The sequence below is a fragment of the Novosphingobium subterraneum genome (genome assembly GCF_000807925.1).
In the GTDB taxonomy this organism is placed as follows: Bacteria; Pseudomonadota; Alphaproteobacteria; order Sphingomonadales; family Sphingomonadaceae; genus Novosphingobium; species Novosphingobium subterraneum.
In genome coordinates, this window is record NZ_JRVC01000034.1 from 40,637 (window position 1) to 62,006 (window position 21,370).

General features: G+C 57.2%; 18 protein-coding genes and 2 pseudogenes. 4 read left to right on the top strand and 16 right to left on the bottom strand.

The annotated features are described in order from the left end of the window. The first annotated feature begins 94 nt into the window (after positions 1 to 94). Positions 95 to 2,047, top strand: a complete 1,953-nt coding sequence (locus NJ75_RS24935) for a right-handed parallel beta-helix repeat-containing protein (protein ID WP_052242763.1) — start codon at positions 95 to 97, stop codon at positions 2,045 to 2,047. Positions 2,048 to 2,061: 14 nt separating this feature from the next. Here NJ75_RS24935 and NJ75_RS25395 read toward each other — a convergent pair whose 3' ends face one another. Beyond that, positions 2,062 to 2,523: a DapH/DapD/GlmU-related protein gene (locus tag NJ75_RS25395; protein ID WP_039338368.1), complete on the bottom strand. Its 462-nt coding sequence runs from the start codon at positions 2,521 to 2,523 to the stop codon at positions 2,062 to 2,064. Positions 2,524 to 2,598: 75 nt separating this feature from the next. Between NJ75_RS25395 and NJ75_RS22095 the strand changes: the two genes are divergently transcribed. Together NJ75_RS22095 and NJ75_RS22100 are read left to right on the top strand one after the other, a co-directional pair. Beyond that, positions 2,599 to 2,994 carry an acyltransferase gene (locus NJ75_RS22095; RefSeq protein WP_039338434.1) on the top strand — a complete coding sequence of 132 codons (396 nt, stop codon included), beginning with the start codon at positions 2,599 to 2,601 and terminating at the stop codon, positions 2,992 to 2,994. 89 nt (positions 2,995 to 3,083) lie between these two features. Then, complete coding sequence (locus tag NJ75_RS22100) at positions 3,084 to 4,583, top strand: O-antigen ligase family protein (RefSeq protein WP_169745763.1); 1,500 nt, start codon at positions 3,084 to 3,086, stop codon at positions 4,581 to 4,583. 100 nt (positions 4,584 to 4,683) lie between these two features. Here NJ75_RS22100 and NJ75_RS25250 read toward each other — a convergent pair. The 5 genes and pseudogenes from NJ75_RS25250 to NJ75_RS25480 all read right to left on the bottom strand — a co-directional run. Further along, positions 4,684 to 5,178, bottom strand: a pseudogene (locus NJ75_RS25250) (IS5 family transposase); the annotation flags it as partial. 239 nt (positions 5,179 to 5,417) lie between these two features. Then, positions 5,418 to 5,711 carry a hypothetical protein gene (locus tag NJ75_RS22110; protein WP_156135938.1) on the bottom strand — a complete coding sequence of 98 codons (294 nt, stop codon included), beginning with the start codon at positions 5,709 to 5,711 and terminating at the stop codon, positions 5,418 to 5,420. A 217-nt stretch (positions 5,712 to 5,928) separates the two neighbouring features. Continuing rightward, positions 5,929 to 6,082: pseudogene (locus tag NJ75_RS25470) on the bottom strand (IS5/IS1182 family transposase); the annotation flags it as partial. Positions 6,083 to 6,132: 50 nt separating this feature from the next. Then, a complete protein-coding gene (locus tag NJ75_RS25475; RefSeq protein WP_211257971.1) occupies positions 6,133 to 6,378 on the bottom strand; it encodes a hypothetical protein in 246 nt (81 codons plus the stop codon). Next, positions 6,338 to 6,511, bottom strand: a complete 174-nt coding sequence (locus NJ75_RS25480; RefSeq protein ID WP_156135940.1) for a transposase — start codon at positions 6,509 to 6,511, stop codon at positions 6,338 to 6,340. Before NJ75_RS25480 ends, NJ75_RS25475 begins: the two co-directional genes overlap by 41 nt. 61 nt (positions 6,512 to 6,572) lie before the next feature. Here NJ75_RS25480 and NJ75_RS22125 point away from each other — a divergent pair, with 61 nt between their 5' ends. Further along, complete coding sequence (locus tag NJ75_RS22125) at positions 6,573 to 6,821, top strand: hypothetical protein (protein WP_039338373.1); 249 nt, start codon at positions 6,573 to 6,575, stop codon at positions 6,819 to 6,821. A gap of 360 nt (positions 6,822 to 7,181) precedes the next feature. Here NJ75_RS22125 and istB read toward each other — a convergent pair whose 3' ends face one another. From istB to NJ75_RS25260, 10 genes are all read right to left on the bottom strand, one after another. Next, a complete protein-coding gene (gene istB / locus NJ75_RS22130; RefSeq protein WP_039338375.1) occupies positions 7,182 to 7,922 on the bottom strand; it encodes an IS21-like element helper ATPase IstB in 741 nt (246 codons plus the stop codon). Between the two features lie 12 nt (positions 7,923 to 7,934). Continuing rightward, a complete protein-coding gene (gene istA / locus NJ75_RS22135; RefSeq protein WP_082013536.1) occupies positions 7,935 to 9,461 on the bottom strand; it encodes an IS21 family transposase in 1,527 nt (508 codons plus the stop codon). A gap of 778 nt (positions 9,462 to 10,239) precedes the next feature. Next, positions 10,240 to 11,163, bottom strand: coding sequence for a right-handed parallel beta-helix repeat-containing protein (locus tag NJ75_RS24055; protein WP_169745764.1), 924 nt, complete (start codon positions 11,161 to 11,163; stop codon positions 10,240 to 10,242). Between the two features lie 148 nt (positions 11,164 to 11,311). Next, positions 11,312 to 12,220 (bottom strand): hypothetical protein, encoded by a 909-nt coding sequence (locus tag NJ75_RS22145; protein ID WP_039338381.1) that lies wholly within the window; start codon positions 12,218 to 12,220, stop codon positions 11,312 to 11,314. A gap of 7 nt (positions 12,221 to 12,227) precedes the next feature. After that, positions 12,228 to 13,526 (bottom strand): lipopolysaccharide biosynthesis protein, encoded by a 1,299-nt coding sequence (locus NJ75_RS22150; protein WP_039338382.1) that lies wholly within the window; start codon positions 13,524 to 13,526, stop codon positions 12,228 to 12,230. Further along, a complete protein-coding gene (locus NJ75_RS22155; protein ID WP_039338384.1) occupies positions 13,517 to 14,701 on the bottom strand; it encodes a glycosyltransferase in 1,185 nt (394 codons plus the stop codon). The genes NJ75_RS22150 and NJ75_RS22155 overlap by 10 nt, the downstream gene beginning before the upstream one ends. Position 14,702: 1 nt before the next feature. After that, a complete protein-coding gene (locus tag NJ75_RS22160) occupies positions 14,703 to 15,665 on the bottom strand; it encodes a glycosyltransferase family 2 protein (protein WP_082013538.1) in 963 nt (320 codons plus the stop codon). 147 nt (positions 15,666 to 15,812) lie between these two features. Further along, positions 15,813 to 17,162, bottom strand: a complete 1,350-nt coding sequence (locus tag NJ75_RS22165) for an HlyD family type I secretion periplasmic adaptor subunit (protein ID WP_052242766.1) — start codon at positions 17,160 to 17,162, stop codon at positions 15,813 to 15,815. Positions 17,163 to 17,169: 7 nt separating this feature from the next. Next, positions 17,170 to 18,903 (bottom strand): type I secretion system permease/ATPase, encoded by a 1,734-nt coding sequence (locus NJ75_RS22170; protein ID WP_082013539.1) that lies wholly within the window; start codon positions 18,901 to 18,903, stop codon positions 17,170 to 17,172. Between the two features lie 103 nt (positions 18,904 to 19,006). After that, complete coding sequence (locus NJ75_RS25260) at positions 19,007 to 20,419, bottom strand: sugar transferase (RefSeq protein WP_236727229.1); 1,413 nt, start codon at positions 20,417 to 20,419, stop codon at positions 19,007 to 19,009. Positions 20,420 to 21,370: the final 951 nt, after the last annotated feature.

A 21,370-nucleotide genomic window follows, 5' to 3' on the forward strand; every position in this document is an offset into this window, starting at 1 on the left:
CCTGCGCCAACGTTAACCACGCCTAGCCAGTGCCCTTTTAACAAATCGAACGGATAACCGGGCTTGGGGATAAGCACTTCCACGGGGTTAAAGAATGTCAGTCATCACCGTTTCAACCAGCTCGCAGCTCGTTGCGGCTCTTACTAAAGCGCGAGCCGGAGACGTCATTTCGCTCCTGCCAGGCGACTATTCGTCGGTAACGATCAAGGGCATCAACCCCACAGGAACCGTGACGATTACGTCCGCGGACCCGAGTGCGCCTGTTGCGCTCAACGGATTGAAGGTGACGAACTCGAGCAATCTGGCTTTTGACAATCTCCATTTTGCCATCACCGGGGGCGCTAATCTAACACCATTCTCGGTGATGAGTTCCTCCAATATTGCATTTTCCCGGCTCGACGTCGGCGGTCAGCCGCTGGGATCGGAGGCTGTCAGCACAGGGCTGATGATCCGGGGAAGTCAGTCAATCTCGGTGACAAACAGCAATTTTCATGATCTGCGCTTTGGCATCTCGATGCTCGACAATAGCGGCGTCACCGTCACGCAATCGCTTTTTCATGACATCCGTACTGACGGTATCCGCGGGGGAGGGAACTCGAATGTCACCATCACCAGCAATGCTTTCACGGACTTCCATCCCGCGGTTGATGACCATGCCGATGCCATTCAGTTCTGGACAAAGAACACGCTTTCCTCAGCCAGCAACATTGTCGTCAGCGGGAATGTCATAGAACGCGGAAACGGCGACGCGAGCCAGGGGATTTTCTTTCGCGACGAAGTTGGAAACCTGCCATTTCTGAACGTGACGATTTCCGACAACGCCGTCATCGGCGGATTGTACAACGGAATTACCGCCGATGGCGTCAAGGGCGGTTCGATCACTAATAACATCGTTGCCGGGTTTGCCGACCAGACCAGCTGGCTTCGCGTCCAGAACTCGCCCGGACTTTCATTGCAGGGCAACGTGGTGACCGGATTTGTCTCGGACCTCGATGCAGCTCTGCCCGCCGGAAACACGACGATCGCATACTCGACGGACGACGGTGCTGCTGCGCTTACGCAGTGGCTGAAGTCGCACGATATTCCGAAAGCATTCGGAGGCAGCCTTGCCAATTTTCTCGGCTTTTTCGGTCACGAGGGATCTTTTCTGACTGCTGCTCTGGCATTGCCAACAAGTGTTACCGTTCAGGGAACAGGCCTTTCCGACAAGCTCGTCGCGGACTCAACCCTGAACTCTTTTGTATTTGGCGGCGCTGGCGATGACACCCTTACTGGCAATGGAGTTCACGCCCAGCTCGCCGGCGGTGAAGGAAACGATACCTTTATCGTTAAGGGTCCTGGTGATCTCGTCATCGAACTGGCCGGCCAGGGGACTGACACGGTGAACGCGTTCAGCGATTACACCTTGACCGCAAACGTGGAAAACTTGCGGCTGTCGGGTACGGCGACTGAGGGTGCTGGCAACGAGCTTGCCAACCGTATCATCGGCAACGGCATGGACAATGTCCTCCGAGGACTGGCAGGCGACGATACTTTGCAGGGCGGAGATGGCAACGACCGGCTTTTCGGTGACGACGGTGCCGACGTGTTACGGGGCGATGCCGGAAATGATCGCTTGGAAGGTGGACTTGGGGATGACCAGCTTTTCGGCGGCGAGGGCAGCGATGTCCTGTTCGGCGGAGCCGGCAACGATATCCTCGAAGGTGGAGCTGGATCCGATATTCTGACCGGCGGTGCCGGAGCCGATGTCTTCCGTTTCCGCGCCGATGCTTTGTCGGGGAGCGATGTGACCGTAATCACAGACTTTGCGAGAGGTTACGATCGCATTGACTTGCGCGCCATTGACGCAATTGCTTCGTCGGCAACGAACGATGCATTTTCCTGGATCGGAAGCAGCAACTTCACAAAACATGCGGGCGAACTGCAGGTGAAGGCGGTAAGTGGCGGCATGATGCTGGCGGGCGACGTCAATGGCGACGGCATTGCCGATTTTCGCGTGATGCTTCAGGGGCTGAGTGCGCTGTCCTCTTCAGACGTAAATCTCTGATGCCAAGATGGCGGTTAAGGGCGGTATAGCTTTCGGGTGTTTTCATCTGCATAGGGCAGGCGTCCAAAACGACCGAGTTTGAGATCACTGCGCAGGATGCGTGCTGGATTTCCGCCGACAGCACATCCTGCGGGGACGTCATCAAATACCGTTGCGCCGGCCCCTACGATGGAGCCATCGCCGATCGTAACCCCGGGCAGGATGGTCGAGCTGCCGCCGATGAAGCAATTCTTCCCGATCCGGATCGGTCTGACATCGCCGGAGATAGTTTTCGTTATGAGCAAGGTCTTAAAGGCGATCAGCGATCCTTCGGCCACGACTATGCTGCCTCTTGCGCCTGAAATCATCGTTGCAGACAAAGAAAGGCTGACGGATTTGTCCATGACAACGCCGTGGCGTAGCGTCAGCCATCGCCGCCGCAGACCTGTCACCAGATAGCGCACCTTGCGTAACCGGTTCAACGACCATACACTCATTTGGCACCTCGACATCGGCCATTGCACAGCCAGACATTTCTCAATTATTGGAGTTGCATGATGGAGTCGAGGGGTATGATCCCGCCCGCCAGAACCCTGAAGCAAATCCTGCAGCGCTTTGTGCAGACCCGTGTCTGGAAAATGGATATCGCGCCCACTGCATGGATCGCCACATCGGCTTTGATCGATAGAACGTGGCCACGCGGGGTGCACATCGGTGAGCGCTGCATCATTGATCATCATGCAGTGATTCTCACGCACGACATGACCCGCGGCCTCTATCTGGACACCGTTATCGCGGATGACTGCACGATCGGAGCGCGGGCGATAATTTTTCCCGGGGTGCGCATCGGCCACGGCAGTCACGTTGCGCCTGGAGCGGTTGTGCTTCGAGATGTCGCACCAAACTCGACGGTTGTCGGGAACCCGGCGCGACTTCAGGATGATATGTTCGATGGAAGCGCCACCTAGGGATGTCCATGCCACGAGGTAGACAGTACGTCGGCCCGACCCTTGCTGCTTATCACCAAGTTGGTTGGCGCTCGCGCCGGCGACTGTTTTTGCTCGGATTGCTGGCATTGGTCTCGTTTGCTTACGGCGCGATTTTTGCGCTGACGCAGACTTATTTTCTCATGCAGTTGTCGGTGCCATTCGTGGTGCTTGCACTTTTGATCATCTGGTGCTTGCCGGAGACTGGCCAAGCGCCTGAACGTTTGCTGGAGGGTTTGTTTGCTGCATTCCTGATCGCACTGCTATGTTGGCCAGACTATCTCGCCGTAGCGATTCCCGGCCTGCCCTGGTTTACAGCGCTCCGCCTCGTGGCCGTACCACTTGCCATTGTTCTCCTGATATCTCTGTCGCAATCACCGTCTTTCCGGGCGGACATGGCCCGACCGCTGAAGGCTTCACCGATCACATTGCGTCTTGTGGTCCTATTCTCCTTGATAGCCCTTGTTTCGGTGCCACTTTCATCAGATCCGTCAGGCTCCACGAGCAAATTTATCGTGGCGATGCTCTACTGGGTAATGATATTCTTCGTGTCCGCGTGGGTTTTCCAGAAACCCGGTCGGGCCACATTCCTCGCGTTTGCTCTGTGGATGATCCTAGTCGGTATCTGCGTGATAGGGCTGTGGGAGCAACGCCTCCAGTCAGTACCGTGGGCAGGGCACATCCCCAGTTTTCTGAAGATCGAGGATCCGGCGGTAGAGCGAATTCTGTCGGCGAAATCGCGCGCTGCGAGCAAATTGTACCGCGTCCAAAGCAAGTTTACCACGCCCTTGGGACTCGCCGAATTTTTGGCATATGCCACGCCTTTTGTTCTGCACATTGCCTTGACGACCCGGCGTTTCATTGTGCGTATTGCAGCCTTGGCAACATTTCCTCTTATTTGGACGACTATTGTAGGAACTGACTCGCGCTTGGGTATGGTCGGATTCTTTATGACGTTCATGCTTTACCTTATTGCGTGGGCGGCTTTACGATGGCGGCGTTCGACCAAGAGTCTGTTCGGGCCTGCGACAGTCCTCGCCTATCCCGTAATCTTTGTTGCATTCATTTTGTCGACGTTTTTTGTCGGCCGACTGCGGGCATTGATTTGGGGAGGCGGTGCGCAGTCTGCCAGTACCGAGAGCAGAAAGATCCAGATTGCTTCCGGCATACCAAAAATACTGGGGCGTCCTTGGGGACACGGCATAGGACAGGGCGCAGAAACACTTGGATTTCGGAACGGGGCTGGGGTCTTGACGATCGATAGTTACTATCTCGGGATCGCACTTGAGCTGGGCATTGTTGGATTTGTGGTATTCTATGCGATTTTCATTGGCGCTAGCTTGCGTGCAATACGCGTTTCTCTTCGCCAATTTGACAGCGATACGGCCGTTATCTTTCCGCTTGTAATCGCGATTATCAACTTTGTAATTATTAAGTCGATTTTCAGCCAACTTGAAAATCATCCGTTGGTTTTTGCATTTCTCGGTGCCACTCTAGCGCTTGTGCTTCTGATATCTAATAGAGATCAGGTCCCTTCGGCGTCGCCAACTGCAGATTCGAGCCGTGCTTGAGTTCCAACGCAGCCCGATATTCTTCAGGCTTGGTTGGTGAGCCGGTACATGTTCATTTCATATGAGTAACCCCTAGCGCGTAGACTCATTATGCGGAGCACTAGAGGCGAGCGCAGACGAGCCTGATGGCGGCAAGGAAGTTCGCGGGATCCTTGTCGTAGCGCGTTGCAATGCCACGGAACTGCCTGATGCGGTTGAAGAAGCGCTCGACGAGGTTGCGCTGTTTGTAGAGCCATGGCGAGAAGGCATAGCGCTGGTTGCGGTTGGATCGATTGGGAGTGTGGGCCCAGACGATCCTGGCTTCAGCGGGCCTTACGGACTGCGTTGCTATCATATCCTTTGTCGCAGAGCGGGATCACGCCCTCGGGAATGGCCACGATTAGCGCTTCCGCCTCACAGGCATCGTGAACCTGCCCGCCTGTCAGCCTCAGGCTGACAGGACTTCCGTCAGCATCGGCAAGAGCGTGTACTCAGCTGTGAGGCCGCCCCGGGAATGTCCCATGCCACGATCGCAGTTTTCCCCCTTTTGGCCCGTCGCACCATGCTGGCGGACGCGCATGCAGGTGGAATCGATCATCACCAGTTCGCCACTGTATCCAGCAGGCCGGTGCGGGGGTTGGCAACGGAAGGCGACACGCGGTCGGCTTTGAACATGTGTCGTTGATGATCGTGCCAGCGGCTCCGGCGCTGGTCTGGTACAGGTTCACAACTTGCAGCAGCGGCATTTGCCGACCTCCTCCAGGCCGATGGTGGTGCCGGTTACGGGAAGCTCGACGCGGCCGGGCGGGTCCAGGAAGTGGTCTCCTGGGTCCATTTTCGGAACAAGATAAATTACTAGCCTTTTGCGCTGTCTGTGCCTTTCTCAGTGGAGCTCGGCGCGCCAAAGAGGACTTCATGAAATAAGACTTCGATTAGCGGTGGGGCGAAGCGACGAAGCTTATAGGCGTTATTAAGAGCGTGTTTAAGCCACTGATGTTCATAGCGTAATTCACTGCTTTCGACGTGCATCGGAAATTCGAGACGCGCAAGATCGTCCATCTGTTCGGCTAGTTCCAGTACCATTTCGACATCGTCTGCGTTGGACAGCGTCTCTGCTAACCGCCGATAGAGCGCTGCACGCTCCGCCAAACTTGATCCCATAGCCCACCATTCAATCGTGAGAGTCTCGAACGTTCACAAAAGCCAGAACGTTCGCCCGACTGATGATTATGGTTAACGCGAGCCGCACTGCCCTAAATGTTGTTTCAAGAAGGCGGTTCCGGTCGGGAAATGTTTTTTTACAGTAAATTCGGAAATAGTATTACTTATCTGGTGAGAACTTGACTCAAAGCTATCCCTCGCAAATTCATAGCCCTGCGATGCGGCGCGCAAGAGCTGGATCGAGGCGATGAAGATCTATGTGTTTCTGATGCGATGGTTTGCTCGAAATCCTTGGCGAGGCGCCGGTTTCGGTTCAGCCGTGCCAGCGTCCGCTCGACGACCCACCGGAGTTCAACAACGAGCGTAGCTCAGTCCATTGTGCCCTTCTGCTTATTTATCTGGAGTGAGATCACGACGAAGCGACGCAAATCCGATCCTCAGTGAAGCTTACTGGTGAACCCGCCCCGCGAGCGGCCAAGAGCGCGTCGATGAGTCCCCCTTTTCCGCCCGCTGCCGAGACGTGGGCGCGAACGGTGGTGCTGTCGATGCTGTAATGGCCACTCTCCGCCATGGTCTCGGCCAGCGTCACGGCAACGGTCTCCCAGACCCCGGCTTCACTTATCGCCGGAACCGGCATAGGTGTTCCAGCTACCATGTTTGGGTGGCACCTCGCGCCACGGAGCGCCGCAGCGGAGCCGCCACCGGACACCGTTGACGATTGAGCGGTTCTGCTCGGGCGGCCTGCCTCCAAAAAGCAGCCTTGGATCAATCCCCGCACGCCTCGTCAATCATTTCGGCTTCCGTCAGTCCTGTTTCGCGATAGGTTCGCAAAACCCGGAGCATCGACACATGTATCGCATCACTTTAGCATGTCATGATGTTCCCGCCGCAGCGGGAGACGAAGCGGCGCGTGACATCACCGAAGCGTTTCGCCTTCATAATCCGCACGAACACAACGTCATCTGCACCTTTGTGGACGGCAAGCTGAGACTGGTCGCCGAGAATGACCATGACCCCGAAGGGCCTAACCTAATGGACGAGTTCTCGGACAGCATTTGCGCATACGTCGAGCCCTTCGACGCGACCTCAAACTGGTGAGCTTAGAAACGCTTCGCTGAATTTGTCCACGCCTGCTAGGATCCAGAAACCTGCGAGACCGAATACCTTGTCGGAATATTTTACAGGTGTATACTTGCCGGGGCGCCTTTCGCAGATCGACGCCAAAGTGGAAACTCCCCGGCCAGTCCGGCTACTTCTGGCCGGGGCTTTTCTGCCGTGCTGGGCTGTGCTTCGCAGGTGTACCGGCGTCGGCGGTGACTTTATCTATCAACCTTGGAGTGCGGATTCCGACGATGGCGCGCATGTATTCCGATCTGATGCCGCGCAGCGTTCCGATTTGATCGCGCGCAGGTGACCACCTGATCGTTGGGTAATGATGTCACTGTGTTCTCGGCTTGGTCAAGCCGGAGTTGTGGCGGACAGGCGGCGCATGGATTCGCCACTCATTTCGAGACGATGGGCGTTGTGAACGAGGCGGTCCAGAATGGCGTCGGCGTAAGTGGGGTCATTGATCAGCTCGTGCCAACGCGCCACTGGAAGCTGACTGGTCACCATGGTCGAGCGGCAACCGTAGCGGTCTTCAAGAATCTCGAGGAGGTGGTGCCTTGCATTGCCATCGAGTGGCTCGAGACCCCAATCGTCGAGGATCAAGAGGTCAACCCGGGCGAGGCTTTTCATGCGTGCAGCGATCCGGCCATCGCCCTTGGCGAGGGACAGTTCGTCGATCAGCCGCGGCAGTCGGGTGTAGAGGACGGAGCGATTATCCCGGCAGGCCTTGTGGCCGACTGCACAGGCGAGCCAACTCTTTCCGACGCCCGTCGGGCCAATGATGGCCAGGTTCTCATGGTTGCCGATCCAGTCGCCCTTGAGCAGCATTTCGAACATACGGCGGTCCAATCCACGTGGACTGCGATAATCAACGTCCTCGGGCACCGCGTGGTGTCGCAATTTCGCGTGCCGCAGGCGCAGGGCAAGGCGGCGGTCGTTTCGCCAAGTGGCTTCGTGGTCGAGTAGCATTGCCAGCCATTCGGCATGACTGAGGCCGGCGGCATCGCCGTTGCTCTCCATTTCTGAGAAGGCATGGGCCATGCCAGTGAGGCCCAGCTGGTTCAGCTGGTCCAGTGTCGGATGTTTCAGCATTCATGGGTCCTGTCAGTGATAGTATCCGGAGCCCCGGATGTTGGTGTGAAGGATCGGCGTGCGCTCCGGGGTTTCGCGCACGGGAACCTGGTCGAGCCCTTTCTCAAGGATCGATTTGACGCTGGGATAATTGCGAGCCTGGATTTCCAGTGCACGCAGTGCCGCTGCCTCCAGGCGGACAGCGCCAAAGCGCTTGGCCAAGCCGATTATTCCGAGGCAGGACCGATATCCTTGCTCGGGATGTGGCCGGTCCTCGATGATTTTCTCGACCAGCAAGGACAGCATAGGACCCACACGCGCTGCTTCTTCGCGGATCTTGGCCGGCGTCCATTCGAGGTAGCGCCGATGGCTGGACGGCATGTGCTCAGGGATGGTTGTGTGTCGGCCATTGCCAGACCCACGCATGTGAACGGCAATACGCTCACCGCCGAGGAATATCTCGACAGTACGGGCCGTGCAGCGGACCTCGACTTCACGGCGGGCGAAGCGGTAGGGCACCGAGTAATGATGGCGGTCGACGGCAATGTGGTAATCGAGCCCGACCCGGCACCGCTTCCATTCTGCATGGACCCAAGGCTCGGCCGGCAGCGGCTTCAGGTTCGGCGCGTCTACTTCCTCGAACAATTGGCGCCGCGTCTTTCCGAACTGACGCATCACTCGCGTATCGTTGAGGTCAGCCAAGCAGCCGGCGATCGCCGTATTCAATTCGGCAAGGCTGTAGAAAATCCGGTTGCGCAATTTGCCCAGCACCCAGCGCTCGACAATGCCAACGCAAGCCTCGACCTTCGCCTTGTCCCGCGGCCGCCTTGGGCGCGCCGGAAGCACTGCGGTCCCGTAATGACGAGCCATGTCGTTGTAGCTACGGTTAAGCATTGGATCGAAGTGACAAGCCTTGATCACCGCGACCTTGGCATTGTCGGGAACCAGCAACTGCGGCACCCCGCCGAAGAAGGCGAAGGCCGCATTGTGCGCCTCGATCCAGTCAGCGAACTGCTCGGTCCAGGTGGCACACGCGAACGACAGGCTCGATCCGCCCATCACCGCCACGAACAGATGGGCGTCACGAACTTCGCCTGTACGCCGGTCGACAACGACGGGGACCTTGTCTCCGGCATAGTCGACGAACAATTTCTCGCCGCCTGCATGGCTTTGCCGCATCACAAGCGGCAACCGCCCCTGCCAACCCCGGAACAGGTCACACCAGCGACTGTAACGATACCCATCCGGGTTTGCGGCGTAATACTCCTCCCACAGAACCTGGAGTGTCACGTGCTTGCGCTTGAGTTCGCGCGCCACCACCGACCAATCTGGCTCTGGCTGCTTACGACGGCCGGGCCTCACCCCGGATATGCCGTAAAGGCGCGCTTCCAGTTCCGCGTCGGTCATCTCGGCCGGCACCGGCCACGTCAGCCCGGACCACCCGAAACGCCGCAGCGTGTCGCGCACCGTCGTCGGCCCGATCCCGACCCGTTCGCCAACTACCCGCGTCGACAACCCGGCATCCAGGCTCAGCTGCAAAATCTCGCGCACATGGCGCATCGCTAACCTCCTCGTCGGCATCCATTTCCTCCAGTCGACTGACGACCGGAGAAATGGCCCAACGATCAGGCTGCCCACACCTCAAACTGCGCGCGATCATCTCGGAATCCTGCGCGGACAATTCTCGGAACGCTGCGCGCGATCACCTCGGAATGCCGCGCGCGATCAAATCGGAACAGTGCGCGCGATGACCTCGGAATCCGCACCTTGGAGCCCCCCAACCCGATCGTTCTTAGTGACACCGCTCGGCATCAGACCGTCCTGACGCGAGTTGCGTTAAACGTCTTGTCATCAGTATTCTGGATTGTGGAGCATTATACAATCGGGTCGATCGCGTCAAAGCCACGGGCTATTGCGAAACTATCATGAAACATGCCGAGGCCGGCGGTCTAGACGCTTCGCTCACGCCAAGCTCATCTTCTACAAGTTCGATGATTACAATCGCAGATATTGCCCCACGATTATCAGGTGTCAATTTCCCGACGGGCCGCTGACATTGGGCGTGTCCTTAAACTTACTCTTGAGCTACAGTTCCGGCCTCAGTTTCTTCGGCGCCCCGGAGCCGTCCGCTTGGGTGCTCGTGTTTGTGGGCGTGGGGCTCACAGGCGCTTAACTCTAAGCCGATCCCGAACCCAGTGTAGCCGCAACCGGTCCGACAGGGGGGTGAGCCCGCCAAACCACCGTTAAGGTCGGCGTTGTACTGCGTACTGTTGCCGACAGGTAAGATCACCGGCTCCGCTGCGGTCGGCCTGGGTCCATTGGTGCCGTTTGGAGCACCCTATTGGTTGGTATCTCGTTCAGCCTGCCATCGCCGTACAATGTCCTCAACGGCAATCCTGGGCAGGACGGTCTTGTTGTCGATATTGCGAATGTCTCCGCGCAGAACGAAGCGACCTGCGACATTTCCGGCTAACTCCGTATCGTTTGCCGCTTCAAGCCTGATACGACTGTCCTGATCCGGGAAAGGGATTACAGTATTGCCAAAAATCTTTCCTTGTCTGACCCCCGCGACAGTTATACCGTTAAAGAGGCCTCCCAAAACTATATTATTTGTGATAGAAACATTCTCAAAAGGTGCTTGTCCGAAGGTGTCCCGGACGAAAATTCCTTGTGTAGGAGCGCCTGTTCCTCTGTAGATTAGGTTGTCGCGTATCGCGATATTATGGGCCGATTTAGTTTGCTGGGTGGACCAGAGCTGAATACCGTCGGGGTGATCCTTCGGCGCGGGATGGAAGTTTGTGAATTTGTTACGTTCGATGACAATGTTTGACGCGCCGCCCCCGCGGATGCCGTCTGTCTGCAAGTCCGCGAACCGGTTGTCTGCGATTATGACCTCGCCGACGTTAAGAAGAGCAATACCGTGCCTGTAGCGAGAAAAGTGACTGCGCCGAATGGCTAAGCCTGTAGAATCTCTTAGCATGACGGCCGCCAAGGGTCGGGTTTCGCCTTCCGTACCCGGACCAGCGAATTCGGAATTCTGAACATGCACGCCTTGGGAGCCAACAACCAGAAGCCCGTAAGCTTGCTTCAGGGGGCGCCGCGTAAATCGCAGATTTTCAATCGTGACCCCCGAACTGGACGCTATGGTCAGAGATGTGAACTCTGCCGGATCTTCCGCTTCAGCGCTTCGAATGGTGATTTCTCCGCGGGTGCGGTTTGCGATACGGAGTTCTCCGTAGTCTCCGGCTGCCAGTTGAATCACGGCGCCTGGGGGGGCGCATGTCCATGCCCGAGACAACTCGGATGCGGAAGAGACCTGTAAAGGGCATACGGTACCGACAGCGGGGCTGCAAGACGCGATCGTACATGCAGCAAAAATTGCTGGTAGCGCGGCGCGTTGGATCATGGCTCTACCCTTCTGTGTTGTCCTCCATGACATAGCCGAATTCCTCGAGCGAAACAGGGCAATAAGGCTGCAGCGCCCGATTAGAAGCGGCGTATCCATCGCGCAAGGGATTGACGACCGCAGACCACTGGCGACGCTGCCTGTTATTGCCGATGTTACAGAAATACCCAAGCCGGAGCAGGGACTCGCCAATCCAGCGCGATGCCCGCGGCCCGCCAGGATGCAGGACTGACGGACGGAGGTGGTTGGCAAGGCGAATTAGCGGCGTGCCCCCGGGCGGGAAACTCTTGCCGGGCCGGTCTGCAGATAGCTTGTGATCATCCGGCAGGCCGGGATGGCCGGAAAATCTCAGAAGGAGATCAACAAAACGCCTTGGGTTCCTCGCGAGCAGTTCCTGCGGTAGCACCAGCACGCTCTTGGCACCAAACAATTTGGCGTAAAGCGCAGCGTGGCGCTCATACCGGAATATGTCGGGCGCGAACCCAAAATACCCCGGTTCGCATTGCTGGTTCAGGAATTTGCGTATCGGCAAGCTTCCGCCCCGCTTGACGTACTGCTGATAAAGCGAACGCAGCATCGCACCTTGCTCACGGATCGTCAGCAGTATGCGGGCGTCGGGGGCAATGGCGTGGAGGCGATGCGCCAATCCCACAGCATCGCGCGATCCATAAAAAGGGTTGCCAACCAGAATCTCGGAACTGAGGACGTTGACAGCCTGAGATGAGCTCAGCTTCTCTGCCACCTGAAAACGGGCAGGCCCTGCATCGAAATCGAAATCGTGCGGCCTGACGATCAATGAATCGATCTCGACGTGCGACATCATCATATTGAACAGCGCTTTGTCGCTGAACAGCTGCTCTTGCAGCCACGTTGTGCCTGTCTTGTGAAATCCGGGGTGTATGAGCAGCGTCATGAGGCTTTCACTGCAGCGCAGCGTAGCGGCCGGTCAAGACCATAATGCCTTCGAGGTGACGCACGGCGTAGAGCGAGGCAATGTTTCGAACGACCAGAAGTGCCGAAAGTGTGGTTGCAACGCCAATCACGCCAAACTCTCTTGCTGCCAGTGGTGCCAGGCCAAGCATTGCCATGGTGGTCGATATGGTGATCGCAAGATTGATGCGGGCATGGCCGGTGATGGCGAGCACTAGCCCTGAAGGACCTGTGGCCGCATAGACAACTTGCCCGATGATCAACACCAGCAACAATGGACGTGCAGCGACAAACTCTGCCCCCACTAAACTCAGCAAGGGGCCGGCGGCAGCAGCGAGAGCCGCGGCGAATGGAATTATGATCACGACTGACAGACGTGTAGCTGCGCCGGCAAGCTGTGCGATACGCTGTCGGTCATGATTATGATGCGCCTCGCTCATTTGCGCGACAAATGTGCCGAACAAGCCTAAGGTCACTATACCAAGCACGCTAGAGACTTGGCTGGCGACACGGTACAGGCCCGCGCCATAGAGGCCGGTCGCAGCACCTGCCGTTGCTAGACCAAACCATTCCGCAAAGTTCTGGGCGATTGCGACTCCCCATAAGGGAAGTGCGGTAGCCCACAAGGTTTTCATGGGGATACGGACTGCGCTTTGGTCTGAGCTTGTATTTCCGAATGACGTGGCGGCACCAGTCAGCGCTGCCACAAGGCCGGCAGCTGCGGTCATCCAAAGAATCTCAGGAAGTGTCCGCACAATTCCGGCTGCCAGGACCAGAAGGGTGAATGCGGGAATGAGTATGACCTCAACCACCTGGGCGAATATGTAACGACGCTGTGACCTGAGCACAGCTGCCGCAATTCGCGTGAAGGTACGGGCCATAAGAATTGCCACGAGCGTGGCAAGCGCGGTCTGTGGAACAGCCTGGCGCCCCAGCTGATCCAGTAAGCTGTTGCCTGCCAGAAACAGAGCACCTGAAATTGCTGCAGCGATCAGGAATGCCTGAAGGTAGACCAGAGCCAAGGACTGGCGCTGCACGCGCAAACCCGATGCCGCACCGCGCGAAAACTCGCGGGTCACAGCCAGATCAAGGCCACCAACGGCCATGACGGATAGGAACATGGCAGTCTGGGTGACAAGCGCGTACTGGCCATTAGCCGCCGGTCCGTACCAGCGGCCTATTATCACCGTCACAATGAAACCGAGGGCGACACCTCCGGCGCGGGCAGCCAATCCCGTCAGGGCTTTTGAATGACGCAACAAGCCTGCCGACAAACGCTTTAGATACATGGCGCAAGCGCCTGGTTTGTTGCTTTACGATAGCGAGTAATAATGGAGGTCTCCCGGAATCTTTCCGCTTGCTCAGCTTGCCAGACCCTGAGCGCGCCGCGCACGGCTTCCTGATGGGTGGCTATCTCGACAATTGCGCGCGAAACGCTGTCGACCGATTTGGCGCTAACTCCGCGGGCAAAGGGTGCCGTTGGGAACCATCCGTCAATTGCAGCGCCCCGCGGGTAGATCACGGGCGTACCTGCAAGCAGGGCTTCGATAAAAACCATTCCGAAACTCTCTCTCCGGGATGGCAGGGCAAAAAGACACGCTGAGTTCATCCACGCTTGAATTTCTCCAGCGCTTAGCCGTCCAATCCGCTGGACGAACCCGGTTGCATTGTTTTCAGCGATCAGCCGGTCCACCGCTTCCAGGGAAGCTTTGCTGCCGCCGCCAGCGATTTCGAGCCGCAACTCTGGCTGCGAGTCCCTTGCTCGAGCACATGCCGAGATGAGGGTGGCAATATTCTTGTTGCGCCAGTCATCCAGGTTGAAAGCCGTCGCAATGGTCGTGCCGGGATTTTCGCGCGGCTCGATGATCCGATCGGCGACAGGAATGCAAGGAATAAGCTCGACGGGTTTTTCCCGCTGACCCAATGGTCCGGAAAGCCAATCTCTTATCCATGGGCTGAACGCAATCGCCATGCTGGCTTCATGCCAGACAGTACGGTACTTTTGCCGCAGATCTCTCCGGATCCGGACTAGCTTCTGATCCGTGTTTCCTTGCAACGTCAGGGCGAATGGGATGCCAAGCGTGCTTGCGACATCACGCGCCACCAGTCCCTCAAATGATAACTTGTGAGCGTGTACGAGCTGGGGGTTGAGTTGCATGGCTTGGATATCATGCAAAATCTCTCGAGCGAGTGCGCGCATACTCCTTGCCAGAAATACGCTGTTGGGTGGGGCGGCATACTTCCAAGTTGCGAGCCTGCCATCGTCCGCCACACGCCATATCTTGCCAGGGCGTAGCCAGGCATCTGCGCTGCGACCAACCCGATTGATCGAATAGACCCGATGAAGAAATTCGTCATCGGTGCGATCGAGAAGTGCCGAAATTGCCCGCGTCTTCGACTGCGATACGGCATCAGGAAAATCAGCACTGATGTGGATGATGGTCGGCTGGCCAGCGGTCGCCATTTCAGTATCCCGAGAGCCAGGTACGCCTGCCTCGCCATATATCCGTCAGACGCAGGCGATCCTCTTCTGTCTTGGCGACAAAGGCTCCCAATCGACGCGTCAAGCCCCAAAACCACAGTTGAGCAATACCCAAAGGGACGAGCCAGCTAGGCCAATGATCCCTGATCAACGTCGCCTTGGCCCGCATCACAGCGCATACCTTGTCCGCACGTTTTTTTGTCGAAGCCCCGACCAGATGCATGATCTGGGCATCGGGCGTGATCATCGGGCGGAATCCTAGCGCCCGGGCGCGCAGGCATAGATCTGCATCTTCACCGTACATGAAGTAACGGGTATCGAAACCTCCGAGACGCTTCCAAAGCTCGGTTGAAGTCAGGAGGAAACAGCCGACTACGATATCGACTTCTCGAATGCTGTCTCGCTTCCAGCCTCCAATAGCTTCGGAATTGAACAAATTGCTCTGGGGAAACATGCGATGCAAGCCCAGAATCTGGCAAAGTAAGCTCCAAGGCGTGATTTTTCGCCATGCGGATGCTGGATTGAGACTTCCATCGGGAAATACTGTGCGGCCGCCTACGATTCCCGCATTCGGGTGCATCTTGGCGAAAGCCAACAGGTTTGCAATTGCGTTGGGATGTGTTTCCGTGTCCGGATTGAGCAGGCAGATGAAAGGTGTCGTGACGGTCTGCGCGACGCGATTGTTTGCAGCCGCAAAGCCGATGTTTTCCTGATTTGCAATCACTTCCACAGAAGGGAATGACTGCGAGAGGGCCTGGGCGCTTCCATCCTGAGAGGCATTGTCAAACACGACGATGCGCATCGGCAAGTCAGGTGAGGATTGCAGCAGTGTTTCAACCGCCTTGATGGTCAAGCTGCACGTATTGTAGCTGACAATGATGACGGTAATTTCCGGGGCGCTAGGCGACGGACGCATGCAAACGTCACGATCCTCAGGTATTGTCATTCACGAGGTTCCCTTGCCTACCGAATTGGGAAATGGCGTGTCGGCGGAAACCGTCTCCAAGTATCCAGTGGAGGGCCTGTAAGCCACATGGATCGGTGGAGCAAGGCAAGCCTGCTGCCATGGTTGTGAAGCGCCCGACAGAAATCGTCAATCCCGCGCGAACGCTCTGGCAAACTGGTCACGCAATGGCCGCGTAAGGTAAGACAGCATCGAGCGAGAACCCGTTTCTATGAAGACATCTGCCGGGGAGCCTGGTCTCAAGGCCGACCTTGCAGATGAGGGCACCGTTTGTGGATCTATCGAGACACGCACAATAAAGAAGCTCGTCTGCTTGCTAGCATCGGTCGAGCGGCTAGCCGAAACGTATTCGACCTTGCCTTTCATTTCTGGCTTGGCATTCCCGGATCCCGCCGCCACTTGCACGCGTGCTGTCATTCCGAGCCGGATGCGGTCTATATCCGCCGGCGAAATGGCAACTTCGACCATGAGACGGTCCTTGTCGGGCACAATCTCAAGCATCGGCTGTGCCGGAGAGACCACGTCTCCCACAGCTGTGATAGCGAGCTTGTCGACTACGCCTGAGTTCGGAGCACGCACCACGCTACGCTCCACTTGCTTGGCCGAGGTGGAGCTCCGAAGCCTCTGTTCGTTCAACGCCATATCCACAGCAGCCAGATCACCGGCCGCTTGAGCGATTTTTACGCGCCCGAGCTGTTGCAATTGCTCGCTGACTTCCCGATTGCGGGCTCGCGTTTGTGCAATCTGAGCTTGCAGTGAGCCAATTGAGCCCTGGGTTTCGAGCATCTGTCTTTCGAGCTGGTTTTTTCGGCTTATCGTGACAAGACCCCGTTTCCAAAGATTCTCCATCCCGGCGCGTTCTGGTTCTAACAGTTCGCGTTGGCTCTTCAGAGAGGATATCTGCGCCCGCAGGCCTTGCTCCTGCCTCAGATTTTGTTCGACTTGTGCAGCCAGCTGAGCGCGCATTCCACGCATTTCGGCCTGCCGCAACCGAAACAGCTGGGACTCATCTGCCATCGCCTGAGCCGCGGCCTGATCAGGAGAGCGCTTGAGCTCATCGGGGAATGCGATCTGCGGTGAGCCGAGACGTTCGGCTTCGAGCCTTGCGCGCTGAGCGAGAAGTTGATGTACCGTGCGTGATGCGAAACGTTCCTCGAGGCTGCTGTTGGTCGCATCGAGTTGTACAAGAGGGTCCCCGGCATTTACGTGATCGCCGTCGCGAACGAATGTCTTGGCAACGATCGCAGTGCTTGGGAGCGGATTGGCAATGTGCTTGATTTGAGTTTCGGCAACAAGCTGGCCAGCCCCTACTACTGCGCCTCCGATCGGCAAGAATGCCGCGGCTGCGCCTAGTCCAAAGACAAGAAACGCCATTGCCCTGGCTGCTCGGGCTACGTCACGACGTGTATCCGGGTCTATCGTAGAGATGGTTTCGTCAGGAGCATCGTTGAAGTCGGCACTGTGGGGCATAAAACTCATTGGCCATTTATCCCGTTACCGAAGCCGACGTGGAAGTTGCAGCAAAGCGTGGGGCATTGTGAACGACTGAGTTTAAGACAGCCTCTCGCGATCCGAAGCGGACCATTTTCCCATCTGCAATGAACAGGACCTTATTAGTCATTTCCAGCAAGCTAGGTCTGTGCGTGATTGCAATTACGATACCGCCCCGAGCGCGGACCGATGACATCGCCGATAGTAGACTGGCTTCTCCGGCCTCATCAAGGTTGGAGTTCGGTTCATCCATGACAACGACGAAAGGGTCTCCATAGAGCGCCCGAGCAAGACCTATGCGTTGGCGTTGCCCGGCCGACAGGAACTGACCTTCTGGACCGACGGGCGTGTCGAATCCTTTCGGAAGGCGAGAGATAAGATCTTCGACGCCCGCTGACCGTGCGGCCTTCCGAATAGCTTCCGAAGGAGCGCGTTCCTGGAAACGGGCAATGTTTTCGGCGATCGTCCCGTCAAGGAGGCCCACCGTCTGCGGAAGGTAGCCGAAGAGCTGACCAAAGCGTTCTTCATGCCACTGGTCGTAGCAAAAGCCATCCAATCTCAAATCGCCTCGCATGGGCAGCCAAGCTCCCACAAGCGCACGAGCTAGCGAGGTCTTGCCGGATCCACTCGGACCAATCACAGCCAGCGCATCGCCGGCCGAGAGCGAAAAGTTTACCCCTTGGACCGTGGGTTTGTCTGAGCCAGGAGGACCGAGCACGAGGTGGTTGACCGTCAGCATCGCATTGGGGACAGGAAGCCGAACCGAAGGCGTGCGCTGATCGCCGTATTGCTGCAAAATTGTATTCAGTCGCTTCCATCCTTCCCGGGCAGCCGAAAGCCCCTTCCAATTCGCAATTGCCTGATCGACTGGGGCCAGAGCACGGCCAAACAGGACGGACGAGGCGAAAATGATGCCCCCGCTGGCGTCTCCATCAATGACCAGCAGGGCGCCAACGGTCAGGATCAGTGACTGGAGACCCTGGCGCATGACGCGGGTGATGCCACCAAACACATTTGCCGAACGAACCGCGATGTCCTGCTGACCCAGAAGATGTCGATTGAGCAGGTCCCACCGGGCTATCATCGTTTCGCGCATACCCAGCCCCGTGATCGCCTCGGCGTTGCGCAAATTGCTTTCCGCCAGCCCGTTGCGTCGTGAGGTCAGCTCAGCGAGATTGTTGCTGGATTTGCGTGTATTCCGGTCATTAAGGACCGTGAGAACGACCAAAACAAGTGAGCCCATCAGTGCGGTCAGGCCAAGCCAATAATGCAGCAACGTCAGGACGACCAAGAAAAACAGGATCCATGGCAGATCGATCAAGGCAGCGGGCCCGCTTCCGGACAGGAAAGTACGGACGTTGTCGAGGTCGCGCATGGCCATCAAGCCATCTCCTGGAGATCTTCCCTGCATCAACTGCATCTCACTGACGGCGCGTTGGATCCGCATGCTCACTGCGCGATCCAGGCCAGTCGCCACCGACGAGAGAATGCGGCCGCGCTGGATCTCGAACATGCCTTGGAAACCATAGACGGTCACCAACATTGCAAAGAGGCCGAACAAAGTGGCCAGGCTATGGCTTGGTAGGACGGAGTCGTAGACCATCATCATGTAGATCGAGCCGCCGAGCAGCAGGATGTTGAGGCATGCGCTGAGCAGAGCCACAGCCACAAATGCGGACTTGTACCGCTCAATTGCACGTCCGAGTTCACCTTGAAGTTGCAACATCATTTTTCACAGACTCCAGGCCGTCTCTGACTCTCTCGTGGCGGCGGCAAAATCGCGAAGCTTGGTTAATAAATCGTGAAAATCCTCCGTGCGAACGGGCACCACATCAATAGGCTTGTGGGTGAATCAGGACCCTTGCGGTAGCAACAAGAATCTTGAAATCACCCCACAGGCTCCAGTTGCTCACATACTCGAGATCTGCCTGCAGCCGGTTTGTCAGATCTTGGCGCCGGTGAGTGGCGCCGCGAAAGCCGCGGACCTGAGCGAGGCCGGTGATGCCAGGCTTGAGAGCATGGCGGCGCCAGTATGCGTTATCGACCTTCCAAAACAGCTCGTCGCCCGCCAGAGATCCCAGCGCATGGGGTCGGGGTCCGACCATGCTCATGTCGCTTTTGAGAACGTTGATAAGCTGCGGAAGCTCATCAATGCTTGTGGCCCTTATGAAGCGCCCGACGCGGGTGACCCGCTCATCGTCCGGCCTCGTTGATTGCGTGCCATCGACATCGGTGCTCTCCACCCGCATGGATCGGAACTTGAGGATGTTGAAAAGCCGGTTCGAGCGGCCTACTCGAGGTTGCCGGAAAAACACTGGACCGGGACTGTCTATCTTAATCGCGATTGCCACGAACAAGAGTAGTGGGCCGACCAGGAGCAATGCGAGGCTTGCCAAAGCCAAGTCCATCAGACGTTTGTTGATCCTGTTTGGCAGAGATAGCGGGCCTCGAGAGACAACTACGGTATCTCTACCCAAATAACGTCCAAGAGCGATCGCGCCGAGCGGACTACCTTCATCCAGCATAACTTCTGCTGTTATCCCGAATGACTTCGCCATTATCGCCCATTCACTGCGTTTTTTCTTGTCAGCACTTATGATCAAAAGTTGATCATGAGGAACCAGCAATTCCGCAATGCGGGCAAGTTGTGAAAAGTCCTCAAGGTCCGGCTTGAGGCCATGATCACTGGCATAGATGACGTGCCCTGAGATCGGCAGGTCGGAGGGTGGCCCGTCTACTATCACAAGGCGGCTGAACATCCGCGAGACGTCTTGCCCGATGAAGAGGGTCAGGAAACTTACCCGCAAGAACCACATGAAAACGAAGGATAGCGCAATACCTGTGCCGAAGCCCAACCGTGACACCAGCGGGCCGGCGGCCTGAAAGAATATGAGTAGACTGACTAGTGCTGTGGCGACCAGCAGGGATCTGCTGGCGAGGCGGATGGAATCAAGGCGCGACACTAGGGCGCCGTTAGAATATGCCCCGTTTCGCAGCCCGATTAGCAGGTGAAGCGGCAGAATTAACCATCCCAGCTCCAGCCCATTAGGGCTAAGCCATTGGTGACCCTTGAGATTGACCGCAATCTCGAAGGCGCATCGGATCGCTGCAGTGTCGCACAGGGCCAAGGCAGCGTAAACCAACAAGCGCTGGTTCAACCGCGCTCGTTGGCTAGGTAGCTGCTTATTCTGCGCGCATGAAAGTGCTGCGATCTGCCCTGTTGGAGCCGAATTGGAATGTTCCATTCTCATCCATCCTTCGCGCAGAAAAATTTCAGGACGGGGTTCCTGCGGGAAGCATCAAGATCGGCCAGTCAAGGGCCCTAAAACCCGCGAACCGCAATAGGTTCCCGATTAAAGCAAAAATTCTCATCGCCGCCTCCTCGCTGCCCACCCGTGCCCGCGCGCCGATCCCGCACACCACCCGCGTCAGCTTAGCAGTTTACGGCATGGCTCTAACGCCGAAGTCTTAACCTGTGGCTAAGTCTGTTGTGATCCCTGAAAGCGGTAGTGAAGGGCTGTCAAGCGTTGTCTGCGGAAGTCCCCCCTCTGTGATAGTTCTACAGATGGTTGGAGCTAATAGCGATTGCCGTTCGAACCCTTGCTTCAAACTTGGAGGTCGGACCTTCATGAACGGCATACGAAATTGTTGAGTAGCCTCACGTGGAGCCAACCCGGCCAAGACCGCCCCCCAGTACAGCCTTGGTCCAGAGAGTGTGAAGCGTCGCCTTGCCATGCAGTACTGTCAGAGCTGATTGACTTGCCCCTCCTGCCATTGGCCGCAGTCGTTTAGGATGATTGGGACGCCGGCTTCAGACCCCGTCGGAAAGTACGTGGTCAGACCGATATCGAGAATCTTCAGCTTGCATAATCCGGGGAGCCGCTCGCTGACCGCGGCGGCGGAGCGGCGGCGACCTTGTCTCATGGAAGCCCGCCGCACACTTGGCGATGTGTCGTGCAGCCAACTCGGCGAGGCACTTTCTCGTGGTGAGGCTGGATGTCGCAGCGGCGATGCGAACTGACAGACATTGATGATTGATGATGGAATGGTCGATTATCGAGCGGCTGCTGTCGTCCATGGGGCTATGGGTGAGCGAGCGCATGATCATCGCGTTCTGAAAGACATCTATGTCGCTGCCGGCCGGTCACCATGCGTTGGGGTGCCTGCGCGGAATGGCCCCTGTTATGTGGGAAAGT